Here is a 16,846-nt window from a genome sequence, read left to right on the forward strand (position 1 = left end):
TCACTCCCCTTCCTGCGGAATGGACAGTCCGGGCAGGTTCAGATCGAGGCGCGGCGACGGGTTGCCCGGCACCGTTCCCGGCTCGACGTTCCGCTGGATGTTGTCGGCGGACAGCAGACCGAACGGCAGCACCAGTGTCGGGGTCTTCACCCCTGCGACGGCCTGGTCGACGATCGTCCCGCAGTTGTCGACGATCGGCTGCATCTGCCGACCGAGCGCCTCGAACTGCGGATCCCCCGGGCGCAGCTTCTGCAGGTCGATCAGACTGCACACGAACGTCTTCGGATCCTGGAGTTCGTTGAAGATCAACCGAGCATCCAGGGAGCCGTTCTCGGCGTTGTACGAGTTGGCGACGTTGGCGACGGCCAACGGGAGCAGCGTCAGAGTGTCGGCGAGCTTGTCCCGGTTGTCCGCCAGCAACTGCGTGGTGGGCGCGAGCGCGTCGAGATCGGTACCCAGCTGATCGCGATTGTCGCGGACGAATCCCGCGACGTCGCCGAGGGTCACCGACAGCTGTTGCAGCGCCTGCGAGAGGTTCTCCCGCTCGCCCGCCAGGAAGCCGGTGAGCGAGGACAGCTGCTCGTTGAAGGCGCGCACCTGCTGATCGTTGGCCGCGAGGGCGCTGACGAAGGTCTGCAGGTTCTGGACCGTGCCGAACAGGTCGCCTCGATAGGAATCGAGCGTGTCGACGGCGCCGGACAGCTGGGTCAGCGTGTCGTTCAGAGCCTCGCCGTTGCCCTCGAGGTTGCGCGCACCCGTCGTCACCAGATCGGAGACGGCGCCGTTGCGGTTCGCCCCGTTGGGGCCGAGTGCCTCGGAGAGCTGATCGATGCTCGTGTACAGCTCGTCGACCTCGACCGGGGTGGCCGTGCGGTCACGCGGGATGACCGCGCCCGATTGCATCTTGTCCCCGCCGGTGTAGGCCGGCGCGAGCTGGACGTAGCGATCCGCGACCACCGACGGGGCGATCTGCACCGCCCGTGCGGTCGCCGGGATGTCCACGCCACGGTCGACACGCAGGTCGACCTGCACCTGGTCACCGAGTCCCTCGACCTTGGTCACCTCGCCGACCTTCACGCCGAGCACCCGCACCTCGGTGCCCTCGTAGACACCGACGGACTTGTCGAAATAGGTGGTGATCGTGGTCGTGCCGAGGCGCGTGAACGCCCACCAGAGGGCGAACACCACGAGGACGACCACGGCGACGCCGGCCGCGATCAGTCCCAGGCTGCGCTTGGTGAACATCGAACGTGACGAATCCTGGTCGGCGGTCACTGGCCTGCTCCCGGACTGCGAACGGGATCCACACCCAGCGTGCGGATCGGCTCCCGGTAGCCCGGAATGTCGGGAAGACCCGGCGGGAACGTGTTGACGATGACCTGGTCGAACCATCGACCGTTGCCCACGATGTTGGTGTACAGCCGCACGAACGGCTCGTACATCTCGATGGCGCGGGAGATGTTCTCGTTGTTCGTCCGCAGCGTCTCGATGACCTGGCCGAGCGACGCGAGCGCCGGGCCGATCTGCGCCTCGTTGTCACGGACGAGCCCGGTGAGTTCACGCGAGACGCGCTGGGTTCCGATGAGCAGCTGCGAGATCGACTGCTGCCGATTGTTGAGCTCCTGCACCAGAACCGACGCGTCCCCGATCAACCGGGTGAACTCCTGGTTGCGATCGGCGAGCACCTTCGTCGTCGTGTTCGTAGCGGCGAAGAGCTTCGACAACTGGTCGTCGCGCGACGCGATGGTCTCCGACAGTCGGGTCACGCCGTCGAGCGAGGCGCGGATGTTCTCCGGCGTCTCGGAGAACGCCTGCGACAACGTCTCCATGCTCGTCGCCAACTGGGTGGTGTCGATGTCACCCGTCGTCCGCGCGGCGTCGGAGAACGCGTCGATGACGTCGTACGGCGCCGTGGTCCGTTCGATCGGAATCACGTCGCGGGGATTGAGTCGTTCGTCGCCCTTGGGTTCGAGCGAGAGGTACTTCTGCCCCAGGACGGTCTTGATCTGGATGGACGCCGACGTCCTGTCGCCCACCCACGCGTCGTCCACGGTGAACTCCACCGCGACCTTGTCGCCGTCGAGGGAGACGTCGGTGACCTTGCCGACGCGGACGCCGGCGATGCGCACCTCGTTGCTCGCCACCAGGCCGGCAGCCTCGGAGAAGTCCGCCCGGTACTTGGTGCTCGCGCCGATGATCGGCAGCGAGTCCAGGAAGAACGCGCTCATCGTGGCCATCAGGATGAGGAAGATGCCGAGGGCACCTGCGACGGCCGGCTTGCGACGGGACTCCATCAGGAAATACCTCCTGCCGCACAGCGTTTCGCGGAGTTCGTGTAGAGCGGCTGATTGATGGTCGGCAGGCCGGTGGGCAGGTTCAACTGCGGGGCGTATCCCGGCCCGGCGACGATGTCGATGCCGCAGAGATAGAACTGGAACCACGAGCCGAAGCTCGCGACGCGGATGAGCTTCTCCAGCTTCACGGGGAAGTTCTTCAGGATCGCGTCGAAGTCCGCCTGGCGGTTGTTGATCTTGGTCGACAGCTGGTCGATCGAGGCGATGGACGACTGGATCGACGGCCGGGTCGGCTCGAGCAGATCCGCCGTCGCGTCGGTCAGGCCGGCCAGCGAGGTGACCGCCGAGCCCACCGTGTCGCGGTCGGCAGCCAACCCGGACACCAACTGCTGCGTGTTGACGATCAGCTGGTCGAGGTCCTTGTCGTGGCGGTTGACCGTGTCCAACACACCGTTGAGGTTGTCGATGACGGCACCGATCACGCGATCCTTGTCCGCGACCGTGTTGGTCAGGGATGCGGTGTCGCGCACCAGATCTCCGATGGTGCCGGACTCACCCTGGAACACCTGGATGATCTGGTAGCTCAACTTGTTGACGTCGTCCGCGGTCAGGGTCTGGAACAGCGGGCGGAACCCGTTGAACAGGGTGGTGAGGTTGACCGCGGGCCGGGTCCGCTCGAGCGGAATGGTGGCGCCGCTGGTGATCTTCTCGCCCTGGTTCCCGGACCCCTCCTCGAGCGCGATGTAGCGCTGGCCGATGAGGTTGCGGTACCGGATGGTCGCCGTGCTGCTCGCGGGCAGCCAGTCACGCTGCGTCAGCGCGAAATCGACTCGCGCACGGTCACGCTCGTAGATCTCGATCTTCTCGACCGTGCCGACTCGCACGCCGGCGATGCGCACCTCGTCGCCCTCGTTCAGCGAGGCGACGTCGGAGAAGATCGCCGAGAACTTCGTGTTGCCCGAGCCGGCACCGTTGGCGATGGTCAGCGCCAACGCCGCCGTCGCCAGAATGGTCACCACCGCGAAGATGATCAGCTTGACCAGCGGTGCAGCCAATCCCCTCATCGCACACTCACTTCCGCGCCGCGGAGCGCCGGAGCGCCCACCAGGGTGGTCCAGGACGGCACCTGCTCCGGCGCCAGTCCGGACCCGGAGCCGTACACCACGGCCAACGTGTCACGCTCGAGGTCCGATCCGGCGTAGGACGCGGGAACCGGGGAATCGAGCGGATTCGGCAGCGGCGGATCGATCGCCGGACCCGGGTTGCGGGACGGCACCTGGTACGAGCCGTCGTTCACACCGCTGCCCGGGTACTGCGGGAAGAACTTGCCGGGCGTGGTGACGTCGTCGAAGCACGACGGACCACGCGTGTCGAACAGTCTCGGCTCGTCCTGGTTCGGGATGTACCGCCCCTTGGGATTGACGAAGTTGATCGACGCACGGACACCCGGGTAGGGGGCGTCGACCGACAGGATCTTCTTGGCCTCGTCGGCGACGCGCACGAACTCGGTGAAGGTGCACCCGAACGACGGCGAGAACTCGGCGAGCAATTCGAGCGCCTCCCGCGAATCGGCCGCCACCGTGACGATCGACTCGGCGTTGGTCTGCACCAGATCGGCCAGCGAACCGGACGACGCGGTGGCCGACACCAGCAGCGTCTCGACGTCGCTCTGCCGCTCGACCACGGTGTTGCCCGTGACGCGCAGGTCGTCCAACGCATCCACCAGATCCGGCGCGGCGGTGGAGTAGGTCTGCGACAGATCGGCGATGCCGCGCAGGTCCGCCTGGATGTTCGGCAGCTCGGTGTTCAGACCGGAGAAGATCTCCTCGAGCCGGTCGATCGTCAGACCCAGCTTCTGGCCCTTGCCGTCGAGCGCCTGCGACAGCGCGCCGAGGGTGTTCGCCAGATCCTGCGGGGGGATGGCGTCGAGCAGGGGCAGCAGCGAATCGAGCAGTTGCCCGACCTCGATCGCGTTGCCGCTGGTGTCCTGCTGGATGGTCCCGCCCGCCGCGATGGGGGTGGCGGACGCGCCGTCCTGCGGGATCTGCAAGGCCACGTACCGCTCACCGAACAGAGTCTTCGGCAGCAGGCGGGCCGTCGTGTTCGACGGAATCATGTCGACCTTGTCCGGCTCGAGGGCGATCTGCGAGACCACCCGGCCGTCCTCGGCGGTGGTCGTGCGCACCTCGCCGACGATCATGCCGCGCGCCTTCACGTCGGCATTGGCGGGCAGGGCGTTGCCGGCGGTGTCGGTGACCAGGTCGACCATGACGACCGACTTGAAGGTCTTCTGGTAGCTGGCGATGGACCACCCGACGAACAGCACGACGACGAGCAGGAACCCGACGCCGAGCAGTCTGCGCTTGGTCGCGGACGGGGCGTGATTCATCCGGCCACCCTCACCGTGGTCGTGGTGCCCCAGATGGCGAGGCTCAGGAAGAAGTTCAGCACTGCCACCGTGACGATCGCGGCGCGCACCGCCCGACCCACGGCCACACCCACTCCGGCCGGTCCGCCCGACGCCGTGTAGCCGTAGTAGCAGTGGATCATGATGAGCACGAACGCGAAGACCAGCACCTTGGCGAAGGAGTAGAGCACGTCCTCCGGGGGCAGGAACAGCGAGAAGTAATGGTCGTACGAGCCCGGCGACTGACCGTTGAACAGGGTCGAGACCAGGCGGGACGCCAGGTACGCCGACAGCAGGCCGACGATGTAGAGCGGGATGACGGCGATGAAGCCGGCGATCATGCGCGTCGACACCAGGAACGGCACCGACGGCACCGCCATGACCTCGAGAGCGTCGATCTCCTCGGAGATGCGCATGGCTCCGAGCTGGGCGGTGAATCCACAGCCGACCGTCGCGGACAGCGCCAGGGACGCCACGATCGGCGCGATCTCGCGGGTGTTGACGTACGCCGAGAGGAAGCCGGTGAGCACCTGGGAGCCGAGCTGCTCGAGGGCCGCGAAGCCCTGCAGTCCGACCACGACGCCGGTGAAGCCGCTCATCATGAGGATGACGCCGATCGTGCCGCCGATGACCGCCAGCGCGCCCGTACCGAAGGTGACCTCGGCGAGCAGCCGCAGCGTCTCCTTCTTGTAGTGCACGACGGTGCGCGGAATCCAGCCGATGGCGCGGCCGTAGAAGGACATCTGCTCGCCGGCGCGATCGAGCATCCCCAGCGGGGCGCCCGCTGCGCTGCGCAGCTTGAGGAGAGTGCGGTCGCCGCGACCGCGCGCGATGGTCATCTCAGGCTCCCTTGGCCGGAACGACCTGGAGGTAGACCAGGGTCATGATGAGGTTCGCGAAGAACAGGATGAGGAAGGTGATGACCACGGTCTGGTTGACCGCCTCGCCCACACCCTTGGGTCCGGGATTGGGATGCAGTCCCTTGTAGGACGCGATCACACCCGCGATCAGGCCGAACACGACGGCCTTCAGCTCGCCGACCCAGAGATCCGGCAGCTGCGCCAGGGTGCCGAAGGACGCCAGGTAGGCACCCGGGGTGCCGTCCTGGAGGATCACGTTGAAGAAGTACCCGCCGGCGATGCCGATGACGGAGACCAGGCCGTTGAGCAGGAGGGCCACCAGGATCATCGCGAGCACGCGGGGCACCACCAGCCGCTGCACCGGGTCGATGCCCAGCACGCGCATGGCGTCGATCTCCTCACGAATGGTCCGCGAACCGAGGTCCGCGGTCACCGCGGACCCCGCCGCGCCGGCGATGAGCAGGGCGACCACGATCGGACTGCCCTGCTGGACCACCGCGAGCACGCTGGCGGCACCCGTGAAGGACTCCGCGCCGAGCTGCTTGATCAGCGACCCCGTCTGGAGCGAGACCACGGCGCCGAACGGGATCGCCACCAGCGCCGTCGGCAGGATGGTGACGCTCGCGATGAACCACGCCTGCTCGATGAATTCCCGGAACTGGAACGGCCGCCGGAAAGTGTTCCTGGCCACGTCGACGAGTAGTTCGACGATGTTGCCTGCCTGGGTCAGCGCGGCAGTGCCCGATCGTGCGATCGGGTTGGTGGTCTTCGCCATATGTCGTCTCAGCCTCGGGGACGGTCGGTCGGGGAATCGTACCGATCACGCGGCTCGGGCTCGTTCCAGCCCTGGTAACCGCGCTGCTCGGTCGGGGCGTCGTCGTTGGACCATCCGCCCTGGTCGTAGCCACCCTGCTGGTAGCCGCCCCCGTCGTGGCCACCCTGCTGGTAGCCACCCCCCTCGTACCCACCCTGCTGGTAACCGCTCTGCTGGTAGCCGCCCTGCTCGTAGCCACCGTGCTCGTCGCCGCCCTGCCGACCGTCGGCACCGGCGTAGGCGGGCTGACGCTCCCCGTCGGCCTCGTCCAGGCTCTGCTGGATGGCGTGCTGCGCGTTCTCGGGCAGCGTGTGCATGATGCTGCGCACGCGCTCGCGGCGACGGTCGACGGCCTGACGACGCGGCATGCCGGGCGTCGGGTCCATCTGCGGCATGATGCCCTCGACGTCCTCGACGCCACCGAGGTTGTGGCCGGCGTCCGAGAGCGCCTGCTCCTGGCGCATCTGCGCCTCGTCCTTCTCCTCGCTCATGCCGATCGGGCCGATCATGGTCCCGTTGAGGAACTGCTTGACGGCGGGCTCCTCGGAGGTGAGGAGCACCTCGCGCGGGCCGAACATGACGAGGTTCTTGCGGAAGAGCATGCCGATGTTGTCCGGCACCGTGCGCGCCAGGTTGATGTTGTGCGTGACGATCAGCATCGTCGCGTCGATCTGCGCGTTGATGTTGAGCAGCAACTGGCTGATGTACGTGGTGCGCACCGGATCGAGGCCGGAGTCCGGCTCGTCGACCAGGATGATCTCGGGATCCAGGACGAGGGCGCGGGCCAGGCCCGCGCGCTTGCGCATACCGCCGGAGATCTCGCCGGGGAGCTTGTTCTCCGCACCGGTCAGACCGACCAGCTCCAGCTTCTCCATGACGATCTTGCGGATCTCGTCTTCCTTCTTCTTCGTGTGTTCACGAAGCGGGAAGGCCGTGTTGTCGTACAGGTTCATGGATCCGAACAGGGCGCCGTCCTGGAAGAGCACGCCGAACAGCTTGCGGATCTCGTAGAGCTCCTTCGAGGAGCACTCCATGATGTCGGTGCCGTCGACGACGATGCTGCCCTCTTCCGGGCGCAGCAGGCCGATGAGCGACTTCAGGAAGACCGACTTGCCCGTACCCGACGGCCCGAGCAGCGCGCTCACCTCGCCGGTCGGCAGAGTCAGCGTGACGTCCTGCCAGATCTTCTGAACACCGAACGACTTGGTCAATCCCTCGACCGAAACCTCGACACCCACCGTTGGACCCTCCCACTGCTCGTCGCACACGACGCAGGCGCGCCGACCCATGCTTCACCGACATCTGTGTGTGTGCGTCGCGTCACTCTAACCCACCGAAGTGGCCGCAACGACCACGCACCTTACCGATCGGTAACCCGCCCCCCGACGCGGCCGTGGTTCCGTCGTCGAAGTCTGCCCGATGAACGGCCGTTGCACGGGCGAACAGACACGACGCGCACGAAATTGGTGAGCGTTCGCAACAGACCGGTCGTAGACGGTCACGGGTCGGGGCCGTCGGCGCAGTGACCTCCCACCGACATGGGTGAGAGCCCCCGCGAAGACTCCCTCTGCCGCGCACCCCGTCCTAGCGTTGGCCACCGTCGGCTCCCCGAGCCCGGGCCGGCATCCGACCCCTGCCCCGACCCGGAGGATCGATGACCGACGTGACGAGTGCGGCGCCGAGCCGCCGCCGCCAACTCTCGGCCTTCGGCGTGATCTGTCTGGCGGAGCTGCTGATCGTGCTGGACATGACGATCATCAACGTCGCACTGCCGTCCATCGGCGTCGAGCTCTCGGCGGGCATCTCCGGGCTGCAGTGGGTGGTCGACGCCTACACGCTGACGTTCTCGGGCCTGCTGCTCGCGTTCGGCAACCTCGGCGACCGCTACGGCCGTCGGCTGTTCCTGCTGATCGGACTCGCCGGACTCGGGGCGTCGTCGATCGTCGGCGCGACCGCGGACGGCCTCGGCGACGTCCTCACCTCGCGGGCCGTGATGGGAGTGTTCGCGGCGATGGTGCTGCCGGCCACCCTCGCCGTCATCACGAACCTGTTCCCGTTGCCGAAGGAACGCGCCCTCGCCATCGGCGCCTGGTCGTCGATCGCCGGCGTCGCGGTCGCGATCGGCCCGGTGTCCGGCGGTTTCCTGCTCGAGCACTTCTCGTGGCACTCGGTGTTCTGGCTCAACGTCCCCGTCGCGCTGATCGCCGTGGTGCTGGTCGCTCTCGTCGTGCCCGAGTCGAAGGCCGCGAACCCCGGCAAGCTGGACGTGCCGGGCGTACTGCTGTCCATCGCCGGCGTGACCCTGCTGGTCTTCGTGGTCATCGAGGCGCCGAACTTCGGCTGGACCTCGCCCGCCACCCTCGGCGGCGCGCTCGTCGCGGCGGCGCTGCTCTGGGCCTTCGTCCGCAGGCAGCGCCGCGTGGCCGCCCCGGTCCTCGACGTCACGCTCTTCCGCATCAAGCCGTTCGCCTGGCCCGCGGTGTCCATCGCGATCGGCTTCTTCAGCCTGTTCGGGTTCCTGTTCCTCATCACGCAGTACTTCCAGGGCATTCGCGAGTACAGCCCGCTCGACTTCGGCATCGCCACCCTGCCGTTCGCCGCGGCGCTGGCGATCTCGTCGCCCACGGCCACCGTGATCGCCCAGAAGGTCGGGACCATGCCGGTCCTGGTCACCGGCCTGGTCCTGATCGGCGCCGGCCTGGTCGTGGCGGCGCAGGTCGAGATCGACAGTTCCTATCTCGGCCTCGTACTGCCGGCGATGTTGCTCCTGGCCGTCGGCATCGCCGTGATCCAGGGTCCCGCCACCGAATCCATCATGTCCTCGCTCCCCCTGGACGAAGCGGGCGCCGGTGCAGCGGTCAACGACACCACCCGCGAGATCGGTGGCACGCTCGGCGTCGCGGTGCTCGGCTCGCTCGTGGCCAGCTACTACGTCTCCACCGTCCGACCGCTCGTCGACGCGATCCCGAGCGCGATCATGACCGAGACGGAGAAGGCCTACGCGCAGGCGAGCGTCCTCAGCGTGTCCGAGATCCGCGCCCGCGAACTCCCCAGCCTGTTCGAACCGCAACGCGCACAACTGATCACCGAGATGAAGGAGGCCGCTCTGCGCGGCTCCTCGATCGCCGCGTACGTCGCGGCGGGCGCCGTCTTCGTCTGCGCCGTCGTGGTGGCGCTGAACTTTCCCGCGAGCTATCGGACCACCGGGATGCTGGCGCCGGAGGCGCCGGACCGGACCGAGCCGCGCTCCGCGTCCCCCACCCGATCCCGATCCCGATCCGAGTCCGACCGATGACGGCCGTCGTGTCCTCGGCCGCGGGTCTGTCGTCCGGCCGCCGCACCGCGGCCTTCGTCGTCATCTGTTTCGTCGAGCTGCTGGTCGTGCTCGACAACACCGTCGTCAACGTCGCGCTCCCGGACATCAGCGAGGAGTTGCGCGCCGGCTTCACCGGCCTGCAATGGGTGGTCGACGCCTACATCCTCACCTTCTGCGGCCTCTTGCTCGCGTTCGGCAACATCACCGACCGCATCGGCCGCCGACGCATGCTGCTGATCGGCGTCGTCGGCCTGGCCGCCACGTCGATGATCGGCGCGGTCGCCGAGAGCCTGCCGCAGCTGATCGTCTCGCGCGCCCTCATGGGAGTGTTCGCGGCCGCCGCGCTGCCCGCGACCCTCGCGGTCATCATCGACATCTTCCGCGACCCGGCCCGGCGTGCCGTGGCCATCGGGACCTGGGCATCCGTGGCGGGCATCGCCATCGCGATCGGCCCGGTGTCCGGCGGGTACATCGTCGAGCACTTCTCGTGGCACGCCGTCTTCTGGGTGAACGTGCCCATCGCCGTGATCGCCGTCGTCGGCATCGTGGCGGCCGTGCCGGAATCCCGTGCGCCCGAAACCGGTCCGCTGGACGTGCCGGGCGTCGCGCTCTCGTTCGCCGGCATCACGCTGATGGTGTACTCGCTGATCGAGGCCCCGACCCACGGGTGGCTGTCCGCCCACACCCTCGGCGGCGCGGCGATCGCCGCGGTTCTGCTCGCACTCTTCGTCGCCCGTCAATTGCGCACGGCCACGCCGATTCTCGACGTGCGGCTGTTCCGTCTCCCGCCGTTCGCCATGCCGGCCCTGGCCATCTCGGTGGCCTACTTCTCCATGTTCGGGTACGTCTTCCTCACCACCCAGTACTTCCAGGGAGTCCGGGGCTACAGCGCGCTCGAGTTCGGCGTGGCCACCATCCCGTTCGCCCTCGCCCTGGCCGTCAGCGCACCACTCGCCACGGCCCTCGCACAACGGGTCGGCACCATGCCCGTCGTGGTGACCGGCCTGATCCTCGTCTCGATCGGCATGGTCCTGGCCGGACAGGTCGACGTCGACTCGTCCTACGTCGGACTGCTCCTGCCCACCATGGTGGTGCTCGCCGTCGGCATCGCCGTGATCCAGGGTCCCGCAACGGAATCCATCATGTCGGCGGTGCCCGTCTCCGAAGCCGGCGCCGGCTCGGCGGTCAACGACACCACCCGTGAACTCGGGGGCACCCTGGGGGTGGCCGTCCTCGGCTCCATCACCGCGTCGTACTACAACGCGGCGGTCCGGCCCGTCGTCGCGGAGGTCCCCGCGACCGTCATCTCCGACCGCGACCGCGAGTACGTGGACTCGAGCTTCCTCTCCGTCACCGCGCTGCAGGAGTACGACCTGCCGAGCATCCTGGTTCCTGCACGAGATGCGTTGGTACTGACCATGAAAGAGGCCGCGATGGATGGCGCACGCGTGGCCTCCCACGTCGCCGCAGCCGCCGTCGCGGTGTGCGCGGTGGTGGTCGCCGTCGGGCTCCCCCGGTCGCACCGGACCTCCGGCGTGCTGCGCACCGACGAGGCGGAGGAAGCATGAGCGGGCTCACCGTCGCGGTCACCGGCGCGACCAGCGATTTCGCCGCGGCAATGCTCCCGGTGCTGCTCGACGACCCCGCCGTCACCGCCGTCGTCGGGCTCGGACGCCGGGCGCCGCGGGTGCACCATCCCAAGCTCCGCTCCGTCTCGGCCGACATCCGCTCACCCGAGCTGACGACGATCTTCACCGGCTGCGACGTGGTGATCCACCTGGCGTTCGTGGTGGAGGAGCAGCGGGACAAGGCAGCCATCCACGAGGTCAACATCGAGGGCACCCGCAACACGGTGGAGTGCGCCCACCGCGCCGGCGTCCGGTCCATGGTGGTCGCGTCGAGTGTCAGCGCGTACGGCCGCGAGGACCTGCCCGTGCCGGTGACGGAGGACGAGTTCCCCACCGCGGACCCGAGCCGGTACTACTTCTTCGACAAGGCCGAGGTCGAGCACTACGTCGAATGGTGGCTGCGACGCCACCCCGGCGAGATGAGCATCGCCCTGCTGCGTCCCACCTACATCGTGGGGTCCCACTTCGCCAACGACGGCATCGACACCCTGACCCAGTCGGTGGTCGCGTTCCCCGATCCGCGCCGATCGCACTATCAGTTCCTGCACCAGGACGACATGGCGGACGCGTTCCACCGGGCCGTCCACGCCCGTCTCGACGGGCCCTGGAACCTCGGTCCACGGGATTGGCTCAGCGTCGCGGACCTCGGCGCGATGCAAGGTCAGGTGGTGCTGAACGTCCCGCTGCGGCTGTTGCGCACCGCGGTCGACGTCGCGTACGCCCTACGCCTGCTGCCGTTCTCGGGACACTGGATCTCCTCGGGTGAGGCCGCGGTGGACTCCTCCGCCCTCGAACGGCGCACGGGCTGGGCCCCGAGCATGAGCTCCGCGGAGGCGGCCGCGGTGATGATTCTGTTGGCCGGTCGGCCCGTGGTCACGCGCCGACACGCGCCGCGGCGCGCCGTGGTGTGCGAGTCGGCGTTGCAGGCCGCGACGACGCGGACGCGGGCGTGGGCCGAGACCGACCCTGCTGCGGCCGACCTCCTGCGCCACCTCGACACCGGACTCGAGCGGTGCGAACACCGGCAGATCGACACCCCGACCGGATCGGTGCACGTCGAGATCCACCACGCCGACCCCGGCACCGGGGCCGACACCGTGGTGATCCTGCCCGCGCCGCGGGGACTGCACGCTCGCTACCTCACCGCCCTCGGCCGGGCCGTCGCCGAGTCCGGCGCCACCGCCGTGCTGGTGGACCTGCCCGGACACGGCCTGAGCACCGGACGTCGAGGTCGTGCCGGCCGCCGGGCCGTGCGCGAGGCCCTCGCCGCGGTCTGCGCCGAGTACGCCGCCGACGAGGTGACAGTGGTGCGTCACCGGCGCGGCTCCCGGCGCGACAGCCTCTCGGCGGTGCCCGGCGACGACGGACTTCTGCGGGCGCGCAGTGGATTTCGTCGGCCGATGCGCCGGTCGGGGGACGTCCGACCGGACGACCGCCTCGGGCGCGTCCGCACCCTTCGACTGCCGCGGCGGGCTACCGCCCGCACGGGCGACGGCCAGCGCCGGATTCTCGAGGCGGTCAGCCGCGCCGTGACTGCGCGGACGCGGTCGGCGGCACCGTCCCCTGCGCGACGAGCCACCGCATCGTGAACTCGCGCTCGGCCGAGAACCCACGGTCGACGTCGCCGGCCATCATCTTCTCCAGCACGGGGCCCACCACGGGCATGGTGGCCTCGACCGTGCCGCGAAAGATCAGCGCGCAGGAATGCTCGCCTCGCGGCTCCAGTGCGAGGTCACCGGCCATGACGACCGGCACCCCGGCGGTGACCAGCCGATAGTCCCCGACGGCCGACCCGTCGGGGCGGATCGGGCGCCACCGCTCCGTGCAGCGAGCGGACATCGTGCTGCCCACCAGTCGGCGGACGCCCTTGGGCATCGCGTCCGGGTCGAGCGTCTGATCCACCTCCGACGTCGTCAGGTCCGCCGTCACCTCGTGCCGAACCACCCTGCTGCCGCTGCCGATGTCACGCACGCGGTCGGACCAGTACGTCTCGTCGGTCAGCGTGGCGTGCAGGAGCTCGGCGGAGCACGGGTACTCGGTGCACTGGTCGATCGAGAGCGTCACGCGCTCACCGGAACCGGGCTCGCGAGGGCCGCGCCGACCTCGTCCGGTGCCGCCCGGCCCTCCGCGTGGTCGGATCCGTCGCCGAGAACCTTGCCGACCTCCTCGATCACGCGATCGAGGTGAACGGTGGTGTGGTCCGCCTGCACGCACAGGCGCAGGATGGCGCCGTCGTGCGGGACCGCCGGGAACATCGCGGCCGAGGCGAACACCCCGGCGTCCCAGAGGGTTCGCCATGTGTTGACCGTCTTCAGATCGTCCCGCACGTTGACGGCGACGATCGGGGACACCAGATCCGACCCGTCGGGCAAGGGGCTGGGCGCGCCGACGTCGACCCCCGCGGCCCGCAGCCCGTCGTGCAGGTACCGGGCGTTGGCCAGGGTGCGGCGGGATCGCTCGGCGCCCTCGTCCGTGCGCATCAGGCGGATCGCGGCGAGGGCGGCGCCCAGTGCGGCGGGCACCCCGGCCGTGGTGAACAGGAACGTCCGCGCATGGACGCGCATGGCATCGACGATGTCCTTGGACCCCGCGACGAAGCCGCCCGACGAACCCAATCCCTTGGACAGGCACCCCATTCGAGCGTCGATGTCGTCCGCCGCACCGAACAGTCCGGCCGCACCGGTCAGGTCCGGCCCCATGACCGCGACACTGTGCGCCTCGTCGACGAACAGGGCGGCATCGTACTTCTCGCACACGGCCGCGATCTCGTCCAACGGTGCCAGGTCACCGTGCATCGAGTACAGCCCGTCGACGACCACCAGCACCACACCGGTGGAGCGAGAGAGCTTGTCCTCCAACAGGTCCACCCGGTTGTGCCGGAACGCACGGACCGTCGCCCGCGAGAGCCGGCAGGCGTCGTAGATGGACGCGTGGGCGGCCGAGTCCACCACGACGGTGTCCCCGACTCCGACCAGGGCACTGATGCCGCCGAGGTTGGCCTGGTACCCGGTGGTGAACACCAGAGCCTGATCGGTGCCGTGCCAGTCGGCCAGCTCCTCCTCGAGCTCGGTGTGCAGCGTGATCGTGCCGTTGAGCAACCGACTCCCGGTGACGGTGGCACCGTAGCGCTCCAGTGCCGCCGCGGCGCCCGCACGCACCTCGGGATGATCGGCGAGGCCCAGATAGTTGTTGGAGCCCATCATGATCACCGACCGGTTCTCGACGTCGACGACCGGCGCGTTGACCGACTTTATGACCCGGAAGAACGGGTTCTGATCGTGCTTGGTGAGCACCCGGTGCGCCCAGATGCGCTTGTCGTGCCGGATGCGATCGAGCAGAGCCTGTGAACTCATGTGTCACCCCGAACAGGTCGGTGGGAAGGTCCGGCGGAGCCCGCCGGCGCACTGGCGGCAGAGGTGGGTCGGCGTCGATTCGCACCGAGCGCCCCTGCCTCAACCGCTGTTGCGCTTACCGTTCCAGGTTACGGAAGTCGTTGTGCCGGAACACGAGGAGACCGGTGTGACATGTGGTCAACAGTCGGTCCCGTGATTGGAGAAGCACCAGCGTCGGGCGACAGACCCCGTCGGTGGAGGGTGACGGGCCGATACTCCGAACGGTGCGCTCCGCCGTCGTGCCACGACCCGAGCCTCGCCTCCGCACCGACACCGCTCTGCACCGACACCGCCGGACGACGTAGCGGGAGGCCGCATTCCGGACATCTCCGACGAAAGGTCCCACAGTGTCCATCACTGCCGAGGAACGGTCCACTTCCACCACCGGACCCACTCACGAGCCCACCGCCTCCCGACTCGCGTCGCGCGAGCGCGCCACCCTGCGCCGTTATCTGCCGGCCCTGGCGGACTACCTCGAGGCGACGCCGCTCGCCGTCCTCGAGTCGCCGGGGCACGACGCGGTGGCGGTCTTCAAGGACGCCGGCGGCTGCGGTCTCATCGCCCCCGAGTCGCTCGGCGGACTGGGCGCGAGCGCCGTCGACGCCATGGACATCCATCGCGCCATCGGGGCGTCGTCGCCGTCACTGGCAGCCGCGGTGACCATGCACCACCTGTCGCTGGCCACCATCGTCGAGATCGCGAAGGCCGGGCCGGAGGAGGAACTCCCGCTCGTGGCCGGGCTCATCGAGCAGAAGGCCGTCATCGCCTCCGGTTTCGCCGAGGGGGTCGGTTCTACCCTCGTGCCGTCGGTCGACGCCTACTACGACGACGGCGACTACGTCATCAACGGCAGCAAGAAGCCCTGCAGCCTGTCGAAGTCCATGGACTTCCTCGCCGCCAGTGTCGCCACCCGCGAGAAGAAGGGGGGAAAGACGCGCAAGGCCGTCGCCCTCGTCCCGGCGACCATGCCCGGGGTGTCCGTGCGGCCGTTCTGGACGACCCCGATTCTCGCGGGCGCCGAGAGCGAGGAGGTGGTGCTCGAGGACGTTCGCATCCCGGTGGCGCTCACGATGATCGGTGCGCTCGACGATCCCGACGGGCAGCACGAGCTGACCGGGTTCCTGTGGTTCGGCATCCTGGCGTCCGCCGGCTACGTCGGGGCCGCGACGGCCCTGGTGGAGCGGCTCGTCGGCCACCCGAAGGTGAGCGACGGCGTCTACACCACCGCGGCGGCCGAACTCGAATCCGCCATGGCGGCACTCGAAGCGGTCGCCGCGGCCCTCGACCGCGGCGAGAAGGGTGCCGACATCTCGGCGCGACTGCTGTTCTGCCGCATCGCCCTCCGCGGCGCCCTGCGCCGGGCGGTCGACGCCGCCGTCACCGCACTGGGCGGCATCGCGTTCATCACCGACCCGGACATCGCGTACCTGCAGTCCGTGGTCTCGGCGTTCGCGTTCCACCCGCCGTCGATCCGGGAGACCGAGGCCTCGCTGGCCGCGTACCACCGCGGCGAGGCGTTCTCACTGGCCTGATTCCGGCCTGACCCTGGCCCGACCCCTCCGAACGCGAACAGCGGCCGCACCCCGAAAGGGATGCGGCCGCTGTCGGTTCGCGGGGAACTCAGATCACTTGAGGGAGATCTTCGCGCCGGCAGCCTCGAGCTTCTCCTTGGCGGCGTCGGCGGCAGCCTTGTCGACCTTCTCCAGGATCGCCTTCGGGGCGCTCTCGACGAGGTCCTTGGCTTCCTTCAGGCCCAGGCCGGAGACGACCTCGCGGACGACCTTGATGACCTGGATCTTCTTGTCGCCGGCCGAGTCGAGGACGACGTCGAACTCGTCCTGCTCCTCGGCAGCCTCGGCGCCACCGGCAGCCGGGGCACCGGCAGCGGCAACGGCGACCGGGGCAGCGGCGGTGACCTCGAAGGTCTCCTCGAATGCCTTCACGAACTCGCTGAGCTCGAGGAGGGTGAGCTCCTTGAACTGGTCGAGCAATTCTTCGGTGCTGAGCTTCGCCATTGGGGGCGTCCTTCCGTGATGCCCGCCGCCGTGAGCGACGGGAAGTTGCTGTCGCCGATCCGGGGACAGGGTGGTGGCGTGCGGGCGAACCCGCACAGGGGGTGCTGCAGTCCTTGCGGA

General features: G+C 68.8%; 14 protein-coding genes. 4 read left to right on the top strand and 10 right to left on the bottom strand.

The window, feature by feature from the left end; all coding sequences use genetic code 11:
- From RC2_RS07045 to RC2_RS07075, 7 genes are read right to left on the bottom strand one after another with little or no spacing between them, the layout of a single operon-like run.
- Positions 1-1,245, bottom strand: a complete 1,245-nt coding sequence (locus RC2_RS07045) for an MCE family protein (protein WP_072681327.1) — start codon at positions 1,243-1,245, stop codon at positions 1-3.
- Positions 1,246-1,271: 26 nt separating this feature from the next.
- Positions 1,272-2,294, bottom strand: a complete 1,023-nt coding sequence (locus RC2_RS07050) for an MCE family protein (RefSeq protein ID WP_068146061.1) — start codon at positions 2,292-2,294, stop codon at positions 1,272-1,274.
- Positions 2,294-3,358, bottom strand: a complete 1,065-nt coding sequence (locus RC2_RS07055; protein WP_068146059.1) for an MCE family protein — start codon at positions 3,356-3,358, stop codon at positions 2,294-2,296. Before RC2_RS07055 ends, RC2_RS07050 begins: the two co-directional genes overlap by 1 nt.
- Entirely contained in the window at positions 3,355-4,683 is a 1,329-nt protein-coding gene (locus tag RC2_RS07060; protein WP_068146057.1) for an MCE family protein, read from the bottom strand. The genes RC2_RS07055 and RC2_RS07060 overlap by 4 nt, the downstream gene beginning before the upstream one ends.
- Positions 4,680-5,540, bottom strand: a complete 861-nt coding sequence (locus RC2_RS07065) for an MlaE family ABC transporter permease (RefSeq protein WP_068146054.1) — start codon at positions 5,538-5,540, stop codon at positions 4,680-4,682. The genes RC2_RS07060 and RC2_RS07065 overlap by 4 nt, the downstream gene beginning before the upstream one ends.
- Before the next feature lies 1 nt (position 5,541).
- Positions 5,542-6,336, bottom strand: a complete 795-nt coding sequence (locus RC2_RS07070) for an MlaE family ABC transporter permease (protein ID WP_068146051.1) — start codon at positions 6,334-6,336, stop codon at positions 5,542-5,544.
- An 8-nt stretch (positions 6,337-6,344) separates the two neighbouring features.
- The gene (locus RC2_RS07075) at positions 6,345-7,613 is read right to left on the bottom strand and encodes an ABC transporter ATP-binding protein (RefSeq protein ID WP_174552304.1); all 1,269 of its coding nucleotides are present in this window, start codon (positions 7,611-7,613) and stop codon (positions 6,345-6,347) included.
- Positions 7,614-8,029: 416 nt separating this feature from the next.
- On the opposite strand from RC2_RS07075, the gene RC2_RS07080 reads away from it, so the two are divergent.
- Genes RC2_RS07080 through RC2_RS07090 form a run of 3 tightly spaced genes read left to right on the top strand, consistent with a single transcriptional unit; the run spans position 8,030 to position 12,908 of the window.
- Positions 8,030-9,670, top strand: coding sequence for an MFS transporter (locus RC2_RS07080; protein ID WP_068146049.1), 1,641 nt, complete (start codon positions 8,030-8,032; stop codon positions 9,668-9,670).
- Positions 9,667-11,259, top strand: coding sequence for an MFS transporter (locus RC2_RS07085; protein ID WP_068146045.1), 1,593 nt, complete (start codon positions 9,667-9,669; stop codon positions 11,257-11,259). The genes RC2_RS07080 and RC2_RS07085 overlap by 4 nt, the downstream gene beginning before the upstream one ends.
- Positions 11,256-12,908 (top strand): NAD-dependent epimerase/dehydratase family protein, encoded by a 1,653-nt coding sequence (locus tag RC2_RS07090; RefSeq protein WP_068146043.1) that lies wholly within the window; start codon positions 11,256-11,258, stop codon positions 12,906-12,908. The genes RC2_RS07085 and RC2_RS07090 overlap by 4 nt, the downstream gene beginning before the upstream one ends.
- Here RC2_RS07090 and RC2_RS07095 read toward each other — a convergent pair.
- Complete coding sequence (locus RC2_RS07095; RefSeq protein ID WP_068146041.1) at positions 12,838-13,383, bottom strand: DUF2505 domain-containing protein; 546 nt, start codon at positions 13,381-13,383, stop codon at positions 12,838-12,840. The two genes, RC2_RS07090 and RC2_RS07095, sit on opposite strands and share 71 nt — an antisense overlap.
- A complete protein-coding gene (locus RC2_RS07100) occupies positions 13,380-14,672 on the bottom strand; it encodes an aminotransferase class I/II-fold pyridoxal phosphate-dependent enzyme (RefSeq protein WP_068146038.1) in 1,293 nt (430 codons plus the stop codon). Before RC2_RS07100 ends, RC2_RS07095 begins: the two co-directional genes overlap by 4 nt.
- Before the next feature lie 386 nt (positions 14,673-15,058).
- On the opposite strand from RC2_RS07100, the gene RC2_RS07105 reads away from it, so the two are divergent.
- The gene (locus RC2_RS07105; RefSeq protein WP_245811011.1) at positions 15,059-16,243 is read left to right on the top strand and encodes an acyl-CoA dehydrogenase family protein; all 1,185 of its coding nucleotides are present in this window, start codon (positions 15,059-15,061) and stop codon (positions 16,241-16,243) included.
- Positions 16,244-16,336: 93 nt separating this feature from the next.
- Here RC2_RS07105 and rplL read toward each other — a convergent pair whose 3' ends face one another.
- Positions 16,337-16,726, bottom strand: a complete 390-nt coding sequence (rplL, locus tag RC2_RS07110) for a 50S ribosomal protein L7/L12 (RefSeq protein ID WP_068099504.1) — start codon at positions 16,724-16,726, stop codon at positions 16,337-16,339.
- Between the last annotated feature and the right edge of the window lie 120 nt (positions 16,727-16,846).

The organism is Rhodococcoides corynebacterioides NBRC 14404 (assembly GCF_001894765.1).
Classification (GTDB): Bacteria; Actinomycetota; Actinomycetes; order Mycobacteriales; family Mycobacteriaceae; genus Rhodococcoides; species Rhodococcoides corynebacterioides.